This window comes from Desulfarculus baarsii DSM 2075, assembly GCF_000143965.1.
Lineage (GTDB): Bacteria > Desulfobacterota > Desulfarculia > Desulfarculales > Desulfarculaceae > Desulfarculus > Desulfarculus baarsii.
On record NC_014365.1, the window covers coordinates 64,965 to 77,626 of the forward strand.

The window sequence follows — 12,662 nt, forward strand, 5'->3', positions numbered from 1 at the left end:
TCACATGCCTCCTGTCCTGCGGACCAAGGCCAAGGCCTCGGCCTGCCGGATGCGTTCTTCATGTTCGGCCTTGCGCTTGCGGGCCTGTTCGAGCTTGTCGAGCAGTTCCTGGTGGTTGGCCGGTTTGAGCAAATAGTCGTAGGCGCCGGATTTGAGGCCTTCCACGGCGGTGTCGATGGTGCCGTGGCCGGTCAGCAAAATCACCTCGACGATGGGGTGTTTCTGTTTGATCTCCTTGAGCACCTGCATGCCGTCCATGCCGGGCATCTTGATGTCGAGGATGACCACGTCGGCGTCCCACTCGTCGAGCAGGGCCAGGCCTGATTTGCCGTCGAGGGCGGTGCGCACCTTGTTGCCCTCGTCGCCCAGGCGCATGGCCAGCATGTCGACGAAATCGGGCTCGTCATCGACGATCAGAATGTAAATCGGTATTTTCATGGCAATACGCTCCTAGTGGTTAAGGCTTGGGCCATGTTCCGGCCTGACCGGCGAGACCTGCGGCTTGCGCGGCAGGCTCACCCGAAAGACCGCCCCGCTGCCCAGGCGGCTGTCGACTTCTATCCGCCCGCCGAGCTTTTCGACGATTCCCTTGGAGACGCTCAGCCCCAGGCCGGTGCCCTTTCCGGGCGGCTTGGTGCTGAAAAACGGCTCGAAGACGCGGGTGAGGTTTTCCTTGGGTATGCCCGGGCCGGTGTCCTTGACGGCGATGAGCACGTCATCGCCGGCGCTGTCCACGCTGAGCCAGGCCTCGCCGCCGCCCTGGGTTCCCACCGCCTGGCAGGCGTTGGTCAGCAGGTTGATCAGCACCTGGCGCAGTTGATAAGGGTCGGACCACACCTTGATGGGCCGCGACTTGGCGTGCAGCTCCACCTTGCAGTTGGCGTCCCTGGCGGCGTTGGCCGTCAGGTCAATGACGTCCGAGGCCAGCTCCACAATGTCGAACTCCTGGATCTCCCAGTCGTTTTTGCGGGCAAAATCCAGCAGTTGATGAGTGATGCGGCTGGCCCGCTCCACGCTGGAGAGGATCTTGCTTATGGCCAGCTCCCCCGCCTTGCGCAGTTCGTCCGAGGCGCTTTGATCCTTGGCCAACCGGCCCTTGAGCCAACCGGCGGCCTCGCTGATGATGGCCAGGGGGTTGTTTATCTCGTGGGCCACGCCCGAGGCCATGGTGCCCAGCGAAGCCAGGCGTTCGGCCACGTTCATGCGCCGCTGCATCTCTTGGCGGAACTGGGCCTCCAGTTCCTGTTCTTGCCGCATTTCGCGGCGCTCCACGGCCTGGCGGATCTTGCCCGCCAGTTGTTCGATCTCCACCGGCTTGGTCAGGTAGTCGAAGGCGCCGGCCTTGATGCCGGCCACGCCGTCGGCGGCGCTGGCCTGCCCGGTGAGCAGGATGACCTCCAGGTCTGGTTGGCGTTTTTTGATGGCGGCCATGGTCTGCAAGCCGTCCAGGCCGGGCATTTTGACATCGAGAATCACCGCGTCGAACTGCCGATCGGCGAACAGTTCCAGGGCCGCCTGGCCGGAGCCGGCCTCCACGGAGTCGATGCCCCGCTTGGCCAGCCGCCGGGCCAGGGGCCCGCGAAAATCGGCCTCGTCGTCGACGAGCAGAACGGTGATTTGCGACTTTTCCAACGCCACGCCCTACGCCTCTGATCTCATTCTATACCAAACCCATGATGTGCCACCACAGCGCCGCGACGCCGAGGACCAGCGCCAGCATGATCGGCGTGGCCACCAGGCCGGCCTTGGTCAGGTCCATGGCCCGGAATTGCTTGAACGAGTAGGAAATGGCGTTGGGCGGGCAGCCGATGACCAGCAGATAGGCGAAGCTGGTGCACATGCCCAGGCCCAGGGCCAGCACGCGCGGGTCGACGCCTTCCATCTTGGCCATGGGGATGACGATGGGCAGGATCAAGGCCGCCGCGGCCACGTTGGCCATGGCGTTGGTCACCAGCGCGCCGAAGACGCCCACCGCCGCCAGCAGCACCAGCCAGCCGCCGCCCTTGACCAGCGGGAAAAACAGATTGGCGAAGTAGCGGGCCGCGCCCGAGGAGTCCATGGCCAGGCCCAGGGCCAAGCCGCCGCCGAAGATGAACAGGGCCGTGCCCCACTCCAGATCGGTGTGGATGTCGTGCCACTTCAGCACGCCGGTGAGCACCAGGGCCACCACGCCCAAAATACCGGTGACGGAATAATCCAGGCCGGTGAAGCCCTTGAGCAACCAGCTCAGCAGCACCAGGCCGAAGATCGACAGGGTGACGATCTCGTTGCGCGTCCAGGGGCCGATTTCCTCGTCATACTTGGGCAGCTTGATCTTGGGGTCGGGCCGGAAGACCAGATAAACCACGGCCACCACCGCCGGCACGCAGATCAGCGCGCCGGGGCCGGCGTAGAGCATCCAGTCCAGGAAGTCCAGCTCCATGCCGGTCAGTTCCTTCAGAAACGCCGCCGAAACCATGCAGCGGCCGCCGCCGACCAGGGTGCCCATGCCGCCGGCGCTGCACGCGAAGGGAATGCTCATCATCATGAAGCGGGCCGTGTTGGTGTTGGGCTCGACGCCGGCGGCGCGCATCAAGGGCAGGATGGTGGCGAAGCCGATGGCCGCCGCCGCCGCGTCGTGCATGACGGCCGAGGCCAAGCCCAGGCTTATGGCCAAAATGAAGGTGAACTTGGTCACGCTGTCGCCGGCCTTCTTGGCCACGGCGTGGGCCAGGCGTTTGGTCACGTTGGCCTTGTCGAGGGCGATGGCGAAGATCAGGCAGCACATGATGAACACCACCACCGGGTTCATGTAGGCCGCCCAGGCGTCCTTGACGTCGCTGACGCCTGTTGCGATCAGCAGCACGCCGATACACATGGCCGTGATCTCCAGCGGCACCGGCTCGGCCACGAACAGCACCACCAAAAAGGCCAGCACCGCCAGGAATGTCTTGGCCCTGGGCGACAGGCCGTTGTCGTACTCGACGCTCACGTCGGCCAGGCCCAGTTGCTGAATCTTGGCCTCGATGGCCTGGCCGGTGCACTGTTCGGTCCCCGGCGCCTTGGCCTCGACCAGATAAGCGCCCTCCTTGTCCGGCGCGCCGTACAACGCGAATGCATCACTCACGGCCGCCAGAACCTTCTGGTCCGGGTCGCCGATTATTTCGAATCTGGTGCCTTCCGGCCGGGGCAAGAGCATCACCACGATGCCCAGCGCGATGGCCACAAGCAGCATCAGCAGCTTACTTTTCGGTATCATTGTCACTCCTTTCACTCCACTTGCATGCCTGTTGAATCTTGTCCAGCAGTTCGCTCAGCTCACATGGTTTGGTCAGATAGTCGTGGGCCCCCTGGCGCATGCCGTCGCGGGCGGCTTGCTCCGAACCATGCCCGGTCAGGATGATCACCGCCATGTCGGGGTCCATTTTCTTGAAAACCTTCAGGACTTCGATGCCGTCCATGTCTTCCATTTTGAGATCGACCACCGCGGCGTCGAACTCGTTGCGCCGCAGCAACCGGATGGCCGCCTCGCCGCTGGAGGCGGTGGTCACCTCCACGCCGCGCTTGCCCAAGCGCTTGGAAAGCACTTCCAGGTAGCCGTGCTCGTCGTCGACAAGCAAAAGCCTCAGCGTGCAACGGTCCGCGCCCATGGTCGCGCTTTCCTCCTAGCCCCGCGCCCCGATGGATGCGCGTTTCTTGGCGGCGGCTTCCTCCACCAATTGGCGCAGCAGCTCCACGTCGCAGGGCTTGACCAAAAAATCAAAAGCGCCCAAGGACATGCCTTCCACCACGTCATCGGAGCCGCCGTGGCCGGTCAGCATGATCACTTCCACCGCCGGCAGCCGGCGCTTTACCTCGGCCAGGGTCTCCAGGCCGTCCAGGCCGGGCATGCGGATATCGAGCACGATCACGTCGGCGTCGATCTGCTCCAGGAAATCCAGGGCCTCGTCGCCGCTGGAGGCCGTGGTCACATGCAGGCCACGTTTGGTCAGCCGTTTGGCCAGCGCCGCGACGAAAGGCGCTTCGTCGTCGACCAAAAGGACGTTGGTCCGGCTCATTTATGATCCTCCGCGGCCCCAGACGCCGCCGGCAAAGTGATGACGAAGGTCGTGCCCTGGCCCAATTGGCTCTCGACGCTTATCTGGCCGCCCAGCTTGTGGATGATGCCGTAGCAGATGCTCAGCCCCAGGCCGGTGCCCTGGCCCACGGGCTTGGTGGTGAAAAAGGGGTCGAAGATGCGGGAAAGTTCGGCCTCGGGGATGCCCTTGCCGGTGTCGGCCACCTTCAGGACGATCTTGTCGCCGACCCGCTCGGAAGAGACCGTCACCGCGCCGCCGGCCGCGCCGATGGCGTCGACGGCGTTGTTGACCAGATTGACCAGCACCTGCTGCAACTCCGAGGGCGAGGCCTTGACCGACGGCAGGCCGGGCTGGAGCCGAGCCTGGATCTTGACGTTGGCGTAGCGCGACTTTTGGGCCAAAAGGCTCAGCGCCTCCTGGATCATCTCGTTGACCGAGATCTCGCGGGCCTCGGGGTCGGTCTTGCGGGCGAAGCTGAGCAGCTTGTGGGTGATGCCCTTGCAGCGTGCGCCCTGGGTCTTGATCTGGGCCAAGGCCCGCTCGAACTCGGCCCGATCGGCGTTGGAGACCACGTCGTCCTCCTCCAGCAGATCCTCCAGCCAGCCGGCCTCCTCGACCATGATCGCCACGGGGTTGTTGATCTCGTGGGCGATGCCGGCGGCCAGTTCGCCCACCGCGGCCAGGCGGCCGGCCTCCAGCATGCGCTCGTCCATGAGCTTTTTCTGCTCGTCGCTCTTGGCGATGCGCGCGACCATGCGCCCCGACACAGCCAGCGCCATGAACAACACCGCCAGCACCCCCGCCGCCACCACCGCCATGGCCAGCCGCTCGGCCCCGGCCAGCGAACTGAGGGCGTCGGATCGCTCCTGCTGATAGAAAAGCAGCCACTGGCCGCCCTTCAAAAGCGAAACGGCCATGATGTAGTCATGACCGTCCTGGCCGCGCTTTTCGGTGACCACCACCTTGCCGGGCAGGGTCTTGGCCCGCAGAAACTCGGCGTAGGGCTGGCGGGCCACGTCCACGGCGAAGCGGGGCCTGGTTTGCAGCTCGCCCTTGCGGTTGACGATGAAGGCGAAGCCCGTCTCGCCCTGGCGGATGTTTTCGACCAGAAAGCTGAAGGCCTCGATGTCGATGGTCGCCCGCAGGATCCAGTCCTGGCCATGGCGGTCCTGTTTGACGGCCACCACGAAGTGGGGCGTGCCGCGCAGGCCGGTGAAGACATCGCTGATGAACTGATCGTGGGCCATGGCCAGCTTGAACCAGCCGGCCTGCGAATAATCGACGCCGGTGAGGTTGAGCGGGCCGGCGTAGGCCAGTTGCTTGCCCTCGCCGTCGACCAAGCCCAGGTCGACGAACACCCCGCCGAACTCCTCGCGCAGCAGGCCCAGTTGCCGCCGCAGAAACTCTTCGTCGGCCAGGATCGCCGGGTCGTAGGCCCGGGCCAGCAGACGGATGTTGGCCAGGCGGTCGGTCAGGTAGCGGTCGATGCCCTGGCCGTGCTTGAGGATCAACTCGTGGAGGTGGGCGATGACCTTTTCGCGGTAGGCCTCGCGCAGGTGAGCCAGGACGATGCCCTGCGAGAGCAACAACGGCACCAGCGAAACGAGCATGATGGCAAGGATGATGTTACGCCGCAGTTGGCGGTAGAAGTTCTTGTGCTTGCCGTTGCGTTCACCGCCCATGGCCTTGTCAGACCCTCCGCTGGTAGAGCAGGCGACGCCTGATTTTCTCCAGGGCCTGGGGCATGTTGGCCGAGCTGATAAAGCCATCGGCCCCCAGGCGGCGGGCCAGGCGCTCGTAGTTGCCGCCGTCGTCCAAGTCCATCAGCACGAACATGGCCCCAGGCAGGCTTTGGCGCAGGCGGCCCATGGCCCCGCCGGGCAGGGCGCGGGCGGTTTGCAGGTCCATCAGCACCACGTCGGGCCGCGTGCGCAGGGCCCGCGACTCCAGGCAGCGCCCGCCGTCGCAGTGGCCCAGGTAGCTGAAGCCCGGCGTGCGGCCCAAAAGGCGGCCCAGCCACTGGCCGACGTATTGGCCGCGATCCAAAAGCATCACCCGAATTTCATGGTCGGAATTCATGCCGGCTCCTCCGGGCGTTGGTCCCCTGAGTACGCCTAAAAATTAAGCGTCGCGGGCCAACCGGGAAATGGGGATCAGACCTCATTTTGGCGGCCGGCCGGCCTCATTTTGCGCTGGGTGCATGGGGTTCGGGATGGGCCCGGTCATGGCCAAAGGGGCCACGCCATCGATTAACCAGACGATTAAATTGGCTTTTATCCACGGTGAACGGCCGGCGGCCGACGATGCCGGCTTCGGCGCCGGCCATGGGGTGGATTTATCAAAACGCCGAAAAAGGCTATAGTATGACCAAACGTCGCCCCGGAGGGGGCGCGCGAAAGGAGCTTGCGGTGGCCGCGGCCCAGTTCAAAAGATTTCTGATCAAGCGCCGTCCGGCGGTGCTGCTTTTCGGGGCCTTCAGCCTGTTGGTGCTGATGGGCCTAGTCTACAGCCTGGTGGTCTACCAGGCCCTGCGCGAGCGCGCCGAGGGCGAAAACCTGGCCGCCGACCTGGCCCAGGCCGAAAACTGCGGCTATTTCATCGGCGATCACCAAAAGGGCGTTTTGGGCCGCCTGGCGGTCATCGCCGCGCGCAACGCCTTTCGCCAGGCCATCGTCCAGCGCGACCTCGCCGAGTTGTATTCCTTCCTGGGCCCGCTGTGGCAAGACACCCAGGAGACCGACGCCGTCTTCGTGGCCGGACCGGCCGGCGACTTCCTCGTGGGCCTGCCCCGCCAGCAAAACCCGCCCCTCGAACCGCCGGGCCTGACGCCGGGCGCGGTGCGGCCGACGATCTCACCGGCCCACGAGAGCCACGTCGAGCAAGGACGGCTGGTGGTGACCCTCTCGGCCCCGGTGCTGACCCCCGACGGCGCGCCGGTGGGCTACCTGGCCATCGTCCAGCGGGCCGACCTGTGGCAGGGCGTCATCGAGCGCCTGTCCGTGCGGCCGGGGCGGAGCATCTTCGTCTTCGACCAGAAACAGCGCCTGATCTTTTCGAACCTGACCGGTCGGCCGGCCCAGTCGCCCCAGGGCCGCCTGGCCCTGGATCAGGCCCGCAAAATGCTTGCCGGCGGCGGCCGAGCCCTGGCCGCGCTGGAGCAATCGCCCGACGACGGCAAGCGCTATTTCGCGGCCGCCGCGCCGGTGGCCGGCCTGGGCTGGTCGGTGGCCCTGGCCCAGGACTACGACGCGGCCATGGCCCCGGCCCACGCCATGTTCATGAACATCGTCTTTTTCATGGGCCTGTTGTTGCTGTGCCTGTTGTTTCTGAGTTTTCTGGTGATGTCGCGCTATCGCATGCAGCAGCGCATGCTCACCGAGCTCGACGAGGAGGCCCGCCGCCTGGAGGGCCTGGTCCAACAGCGCACCGCCGACCTGCGCCACACCACCGAGCGCTATCGCAACCTGGTCCAGGATCTGCCCGACGTGGTCTACGAACTCGACGCCGTGGGCCGGGTGACCTTCGTCAGCAAGGCCGTCAGCGCCGTGCTGGGCTACGAGCCCGGCGACATGCTGGGCATCTTGTGGCGCGACTTTGTCTCCGGCGAGGACCGGGCCCACTTTGACGAAGAGCGCCGCCGCGCCCATTCGGGCGAAAAAATCTCGATCATGGCCCTGCGCCACCTGACCAAAAACGGCAGCCTGCGCTGGCTGTCGATCCACTCGCGGGCCCTGCTCGATCACGACGGCAACCCCACCGGCCGCCTGGGCGTGGCCCGCGACGTCACCTCCGAGGTCATGGCCGAACGCAAGATCCGCGAGCTTTCCGGCCGGCTGATCAACGCCCAGGAAGAAGAACGCAAGCGCATCGCCCTGGACCTGCACGACGAGATGGGCCAGATCCTCTCGGCGCTGAAAATCGGCTTGCAGTCCCTGGCCCAACGCGAGGAAAACCAGCGCGAGGACATCAACCAGCTCATCGCCCTGGCCCAGCGGGTCATGGACCAGACCCGCGCCCTGGCCTATCATCTGCGACCGGCCATCCTCGACAACTTCGGCCTGGTGGCCGCCCTGGAAGACCTGTGCGAGTCGATGAGCGAATCCAAGCTGCTGGCCGTGGAATACAACCTCCAGCCCATCGACGAGGACCTGCTGCCGCCGGGCGTGCGCACGTCGCTGTTCCGCTTTGCCCAGGAGGCCCTGACCAACGCCGTCAAGCACTCGGGCAGCCTGCGCGTGGAGGTGTCCCTGGCCGCCGACGAGGGGGCCATCGAACTGTGCGTGCGCGACTGGGGCAAGGGCTTCAACGTGGCCCAGGCCCTGGACGCGGGCAAACACCTGGGCCTGGCCGGCATGCGCGAAAGGATCAGTTTGATCGGCGGGCGCTTGCTGATAGACTCAAACTTCAAGGGCTCGACCCTCAAGGTGCGCGCGCCAATCGGAGGCAGACGATGAAAGACAAAGCCCGCGTGGTCATCTGCGACGATCACGCCATCTTCCGCGAGGGGCTCAAGACCGTCCTGGCCCAGAGCCCCGACTTCACGATCATCGGCGAGGCGGCCAACGGCTTCGAGGCGGTGGAGACGGTGCTGCGTCTGCGGCCCGAACTGGTGACCATGGACATCGCCATGCCCGAGCAGAGCGGCATCGAGGCGGCCAAGCAGATCGCCGCCGAACTGCCCGAGACCAGGGTGATCATCCTCAGCGTCCATTCGCGCAAGACCTTCATCCTCGAGGCCCTCAAGGCCGGGGCCAGAGGTTACGTGCTCAAGGACTCGGCCGGCGAAAAGCTCGTCGACGCGGCCAAGGCCGTGCTGCGCGGCGAATGCTACCTGGATTCGCCCGTGGCCGGCCACATCGTCGACGAGTTCGTCAAGATGCCCGACATGACCCCGGCCCCGGCCCAGGACAGCCAGGAGCGCCTCACCGACCGCGAACGCCAATTGCTGCGCCTGGTCGTCGAGGGCCTCCCCAACCGCGAGATCGCCGACAAGCTCTGCCTGAGCCAGAAGACCGTGGAAAACCACCGGGCCAACATCATGCGCAAGCTGGGCCGTCACGACGTCATCGGTCTGGTCAAGTACGCCATCGCCACCGGCCTGGTCGATCCCGACGCCTGGAGTCGTTGAACCCCGGCTTTTCTTGGGCCTTGCGCCCCCGGCAAAATGAGGCCGCCTTTGACGCCGATTAGGGTCGCGGTCTCATTGCAGTGGCCCCTTGGCGGCCATATAGTGGGATAAACCACACCAGCCGAATGGGAGGACGCAAGTGGAGCGAGCCCCGGACCTGCCCCTGGAAATGCTCATGCTCATGCCCGCCGCGGCCCTGGGCGCGACCTTCCCCGCCGCGCCAAAAACAAACTGCGGCGGGCCGCGCGTGGAGGCCCACCTGCTGCGCGACGGCTTCGAGATGATCGCCCGCGGCTGGTTCGACGCCGAGGCCGTGCTGAAAAAACTGCGCCCGGTGCTGGCCTCGTGCCCGGTGGGCGGCCGCCTGCGCCTGGACTTCGCCCAGGCCCGTGGCTTCGACCATCTGGCCCTGAGCGCGCTGGTGGTGGTCCTGCGCGACCACTGCCGCGGCGTGGAGCGCATCGTCATCGCCGGCCTGGAGCCCCGTTGCCTGGAACGCCTGGCCCAGACCGGGGCCGAAAACCTCTTTGGCGCCCAGTGGCGCGCCGCTCGTCGCCAGGGCGAGATCGCATTTTTGAAGACGCAGGCCTGAAACCGCCAACCGGGGAGGCGTCCGGTGCTCTTCAACCAAAAGTTTGTCTCGGTGCCCTGCGGCCAGCGCGAAATGCACAGGCGCAACCAGGATCTTTCCTTCGTGCTCGAGCTCAGCAACGCCCTGGCGGCCATGAACGGGCCCGATGAAGTGCTGGAGACGGGCCTGCGCAAGGTGCGCGACCAGTTCGGCTTGGAGACCGGCCGCGTCTATCTGGTCGATCACGCCCGCGAAATTCTGGTTTTGCACGCCTCCCAGGGCCTGGACGTGGGTGGCCTGGAGCAGATGGGCCTGGACGAGGGCTTCAGCGGCCGGGCCTACAGCGGGCGGGTCTTCCTGGCCCAGCGCGTCGACGACCTCGACGACGCCAAGCGGGTGGGCATGCTGCGGGCCAAGGGCCTGGAGTCGGTGGTCTGCCTGCCGCTGATCGTGCGCGACGCGGTGATCGGCGTGATGAACCTGGGCGCCAAGCGGGTGATGGAGCTGACCATGCCCCTGATCGACCTGATGATGGTGGCCGGCAACCTCATCGCCGTGGCCGCGCAGAACACCCTGGCCGCCACCGCCCTGGAGCGCCAGAAGGAGTCGATCCGCTTTTTCGCCTACACCGCCAGCCACGACCTCAAGGGCCCGGCCGTGGGCATCCATGGCCTGACCCGCCTGCTCATGCGCACCGCCGGCGAAAAGCTCGACCCCCGCGGCCAGGCCATCTGCCGCCAAATCGAAAACGCCGCCGGCCGCATGGAGCTTCTGGTCTCGGAGATCAACGCCTACATCGCCGCCAGCGAGGCCCCGCTGGACTTGCAATCGGTGCCCGTGGCCGAGGTGCTCGATGAAGTGCGCCTGGATTTCGAAACCCGCCTGCGCGGCCTGGGCGTGGGTTTCGCCACGCCCATCGACCCGCCCGTGGTCTGGGCCGACCGCCTGGGCCTGATGCGCGTCTTTGAAAATCTGGTGGATAACGCCTTGAAGTATGGCGGGCCCAACCTCAGCCGCATCGAGGTGGCCCACCACGAGACCGAATCGCATCATGTCTTTTCGGTGAGCGACAACGGCGTGGGCCTGACCCCGGCCCAGGCCGAGAAGATCTTCGACGCCTTCAGCCGCTCGGAGACCTCCCGCGGCAGCCAGGGCAGCGGCCTGGGCCTGGGCATCGTCAAGGCCGTGGCCAGTCGCCACGGCGGCGAGGCCTGGGTGGAGTGCGCGCCGGGCAAGGGCTGCACGTTCTATTTTTCGGTGCTAAAGCGCGCCAAGGCCGACAGCCCCGGCGACGACACCGGCCCCAAGGCCGACGAATCAGCCTCGGGCGGCCACGCCGGCCCGCCGCCCGGCGGCCGGGTCGAGGCCCAATCAGCGACATTCCACTAAAAAAGCGCCGCGGACGTCGGGCCGAAACCGAAGGCTAAAAGCCTTCTTGCACGGCCTTTTCCACCGCCGCCATGTCCGGCTCCAACTCCTGCAACAGCCGCAGATTGCCCCGCGCGTCAACCACGGCCACGCCCGGCGTGGCGATCAGGTCCAGACTCTCGGCAAAGGGCTCGGAGTCGTCGGGCCCCACATCCAGAAGCACGGGCTGGGGCAGGCCGTGCTCCTTGGCGTAGGCCACCGCCGCCGGGGCCATGGCCTGGCCATCGCCGTTGACGTGGATCAGCACAAAGGGGTTGCCGTCATAGCGCCGGGCCAGCTCCAGCAGTTGCGGCATGAACTTGCGGCAGTGGGGGCAGCTCACCGACCAATAGATGATCAGGCCCACCTTGCCCTGGAGCTCGGCTCGCAGGTCGTGTTGGCGGCCATCGGCGTCGGGCAGGGTCATGGCGGGCAAGGGGCCGCCCACCGGCGAAAGGGCCGCCGCCGGCAAGGCCGGGGCCAAGAGCGTCAGGGCGGCCAAAATCAGGCAAAGGGTCTTGCGCATGGGCTGTCGTTCCTGTTTATACTTACAAACTACGTTCAGCGGAACCACCACGTCAGCACGCTAACTCTATCAAAGGCGGCGACGATGCGCAAAGGCCGCGCCGACCGGGAGGGTTGTTCATGCTCAAAGTCCGCCGTTTCGGCCCGGTGACCCAATACCTGATGGGCGTCCTCCACGTCGGCCAGGTCTATTATTGGTGCGCTTGTTATCAATTCGGCGACGCCTTGATCGACGCGGGCGCGCCGCTGTGCGCCGCCGAGTTGCTGGCCGCCGTGGAGGGCGCCGGCCTGGCCAGGGTCGCCGTGACCCACCACCACGAGGATCACATCGGGGCCAACGCCCTGCTGCGGCGGCGGCTGGGCCTGGAGGTGCTGGCCCCGGCGGCCGCGTTGAAACCGTTGGCCCAGGGCTTTGCTCTGCGGCCCTATCAGGAAATGGTCTGGGGCTGGCCCGAGCTGCACGCGGCCCAGGCCCTGGGCCCGGAGCTGACCACCAACCACGGCCCGCTGGAAGTGCTGGCCACGCCCGGCCACTGCCCGGATCACGTGGTTTTTCTGCACCACGAAAGCGGCCTGGCCTTTGTTGGCGACGCCTTCTTCTCGACCACGCCCAAGACCGCGCGCATCGACGAAGACTTTGCCCAGGGCCTGGAGTCGTTGCGCCTGCTGCGCGATCGGCGGCCCAAGACGATGTTCCTGGGCCTGGGCCAGGTGGTCGAAAACGCCACCGAGGCCCTGGGTCAATGCATAGACCACGTCGAGCGCCTGGCCGGGGAGATCGAGCGCCTGGCCGACCAGGGCCTGGACGACGGCCAGATCGTCGAGGCGCTGTTCGGCCGCGAAAGCAGCCTGCGCCAACTGACCGACGGCCACATGTCCTACCGCTACTTCGTAGCCGCCTTCACCCGCCGCCGCGCGGCCGAAAAAGGAGCGGGGCCGGCCTAGCGCCTTGCTTTTGGCGCGGCCGGCAAAG

At 66.2% G+C, this 12,662-nt stretch carries 13 protein-coding genes; 5 read left to right on the top strand and 8 right to left on the bottom strand.

Annotated elements, in window-relative coordinates:
- From DEBA_RS00275 to DEBA_RS00305, 7 genes are read right to left on the bottom strand one after another with little or no spacing between them, the layout of a single operon-like run.
- Positions 1 to 438, bottom strand: coding sequence for a response regulator (locus DEBA_RS00275; protein ID WP_013256891.1), 438 nt, complete (start codon positions 436 to 438; stop codon positions 1 to 3).
- Positions 439 to 450: 12 nt separating this feature from the next.
- Positions 451 to 1,632, bottom strand: a complete 1,182-nt coding sequence (locus tag DEBA_RS00280) for a sensor histidine kinase (protein ID WP_222832020.1) — start codon at positions 1,630 to 1,632, stop codon at positions 451 to 453.
- A gap of 28 nt (positions 1,633 to 1,660) precedes the next feature.
- Positions 1,661 to 3,238 carry an SLC13 family permease gene (locus tag DEBA_RS00285; protein WP_013256893.1) on the bottom strand — a complete coding sequence of 526 codons (1,578 nt, stop codon included), beginning with the start codon at positions 3,236 to 3,238 and terminating at the stop codon, positions 1,661 to 1,663.
- Positions 3,222 to 3,629: a response regulator gene (locus tag DEBA_RS00290; RefSeq protein ID WP_013256894.1), complete on the bottom strand. Its 408-nt coding sequence runs from the start codon at positions 3,627 to 3,629 to the stop codon at positions 3,222 to 3,224. The genes DEBA_RS00285 and DEBA_RS00290 overlap by 17 nt, the downstream gene beginning before the upstream one ends.
- Positions 3,630 to 3,644: 15 nt before the next feature.
- Positions 3,645 to 4,037 (bottom strand): response regulator, encoded by a 393-nt coding sequence (locus tag DEBA_RS00295; protein ID WP_013256895.1) that lies wholly within the window; start codon positions 4,035 to 4,037, stop codon positions 3,645 to 3,647.
- Entirely contained in the window at positions 4,034 to 5,740 is a 1,707-nt protein-coding gene (locus DEBA_RS00300; RefSeq protein ID WP_013256896.1) for a sensor histidine kinase, read from the bottom strand. Before DEBA_RS00300 ends, DEBA_RS00295 begins: the two co-directional genes overlap by 4 nt.
- Positions 5,741 to 5,747: 7 nt before the next feature.
- The gene (locus tag DEBA_RS00305) at positions 5,748 to 6,137 is read right to left on the bottom strand and encodes a response regulator (protein WP_013256897.1); all 390 of its coding nucleotides are present in this window, start codon (positions 6,135 to 6,137) and stop codon (positions 5,748 to 5,750) included.
- 329 nt (positions 6,138 to 6,466) lie between these two features.
- Between DEBA_RS00305 and DEBA_RS16540 the strand changes: the two genes are divergently transcribed.
- From DEBA_RS16540 to DEBA_RS00325, 4 genes are all read left to right on the top strand, one after another.
- Positions 6,467 to 8,512: a sensor histidine kinase gene (locus tag DEBA_RS16540; RefSeq protein WP_013256898.1), complete on the top strand. Its 2,046-nt coding sequence runs from the start codon at positions 6,467 to 6,469 to the stop codon at positions 8,510 to 8,512.
- Positions 8,509 to 9,186 (top strand): response regulator, encoded by a 678-nt coding sequence (locus DEBA_RS00315; protein WP_013256899.1) that lies wholly within the window; start codon positions 8,509 to 8,511, stop codon positions 9,184 to 9,186. The genes DEBA_RS16540 and DEBA_RS00315 overlap by 4 nt, the downstream gene beginning before the upstream one ends.
- 139 nt (positions 9,187 to 9,325) lie before the next feature.
- Complete coding sequence (locus DEBA_RS00320; protein ID WP_013256900.1) at positions 9,326 to 9,778, top strand: hypothetical protein; 453 nt, start codon at positions 9,326 to 9,328, stop codon at positions 9,776 to 9,778.
- Positions 9,779 to 9,802: 24 nt separating this feature from the next.
- Positions 9,803 to 11,146: a sensor histidine kinase gene (locus tag DEBA_RS00325; protein ID WP_013256901.1), complete on the top strand. Its 1,344-nt coding sequence runs from the start codon at positions 9,803 to 9,805 to the stop codon at positions 11,144 to 11,146.
- A 34-nt stretch (positions 11,147 to 11,180) separates the two neighbouring features.
- Here the strand turns inward: DEBA_RS00325 and DEBA_RS16545 are convergent, their stop codons facing one another.
- A complete protein-coding gene (locus DEBA_RS16545) occupies positions 11,181 to 11,690 on the bottom strand; it encodes a TlpA family protein disulfide reductase (RefSeq protein ID WP_013256902.1) in 510 nt (169 codons plus the stop codon).
- A gap of 119 nt (positions 11,691 to 11,809) precedes the next feature.
- Here DEBA_RS16545 and DEBA_RS00335 point away from each other — a divergent pair, with 119 nt between their 5' ends.
- A complete protein-coding gene (locus tag DEBA_RS00335) occupies positions 11,810 to 12,634 on the top strand; it encodes an MBL fold metallo-hydrolase (RefSeq protein WP_013256903.1) in 825 nt (274 codons plus the stop codon).
- The last annotated feature ends 28 nt before the right edge of the window (positions 12,635 to 12,662 follow it).

What these genes read in the sequence shown, in the direction of transcription:
- DEBA_RS00275 (WP_013256891.1), bottom strand. Translation starts at nt 438, where the DNA reads ATGAAAATACCGATTTACATTCTGATCGTCGATGACGAGCCCGATTTC.
- DEBA_RS00285 (WP_013256893.1), bottom strand. Translation starts at nt 3,238, where the DNA reads ATGATACCGAAAAGTAAGCTGCTGATGCTGCTTGTGGCCATCGCGCTG.
- DEBA_RS00290 (WP_013256894.1), bottom strand. Translation starts at nt 3,629, where the DNA reads ATGGGCGCGGACCGTTGCACGCTGAGGCTTTTGCTTGTCGACGACGAG.
- DEBA_RS00295 (WP_013256895.1), bottom strand. Translation starts at nt 4,037, where the DNA reads ATGAGCCGGACCAACGTCCTTTTGGTCGACGACGAAGCGCCTTTCGTC.
- DEBA_RS00300 (WP_013256896.1), bottom strand. Translation starts at nt 5,740, where the DNA reads ATGGGCGGTGAACGCAACGGCAAGCACAAGAACTTCTACCGCCAACTG.
- DEBA_RS00305 (WP_013256897.1), bottom strand. Translation starts at nt 6,137, where the DNA reads ATGAATTCCGACCATGAAATTCGGGTGATGCTTTTGGATCGCGGCCAA.
- DEBA_RS00315 (WP_013256899.1), top strand. Translation starts at nt 8,509, where the DNA reads ATGAAAGACAAAGCCCGCGTGGTCATCTGCGACGATCACGCCATCTTC.
- DEBA_RS16545 (WP_013256902.1), bottom strand. Translation starts at nt 11,690, where the DNA reads ATGCGCAAGACCCTTTGCCTGATTTTGGCCGCCCTGACGCTCTTGGCC.
- DEBA_RS00335 (WP_013256903.1), top strand. Translation starts at nt 11,810, where the DNA reads ATGCTCAAAGTCCGCCGTTTCGGCCCGGTGACCCAATACCTGATGGGC.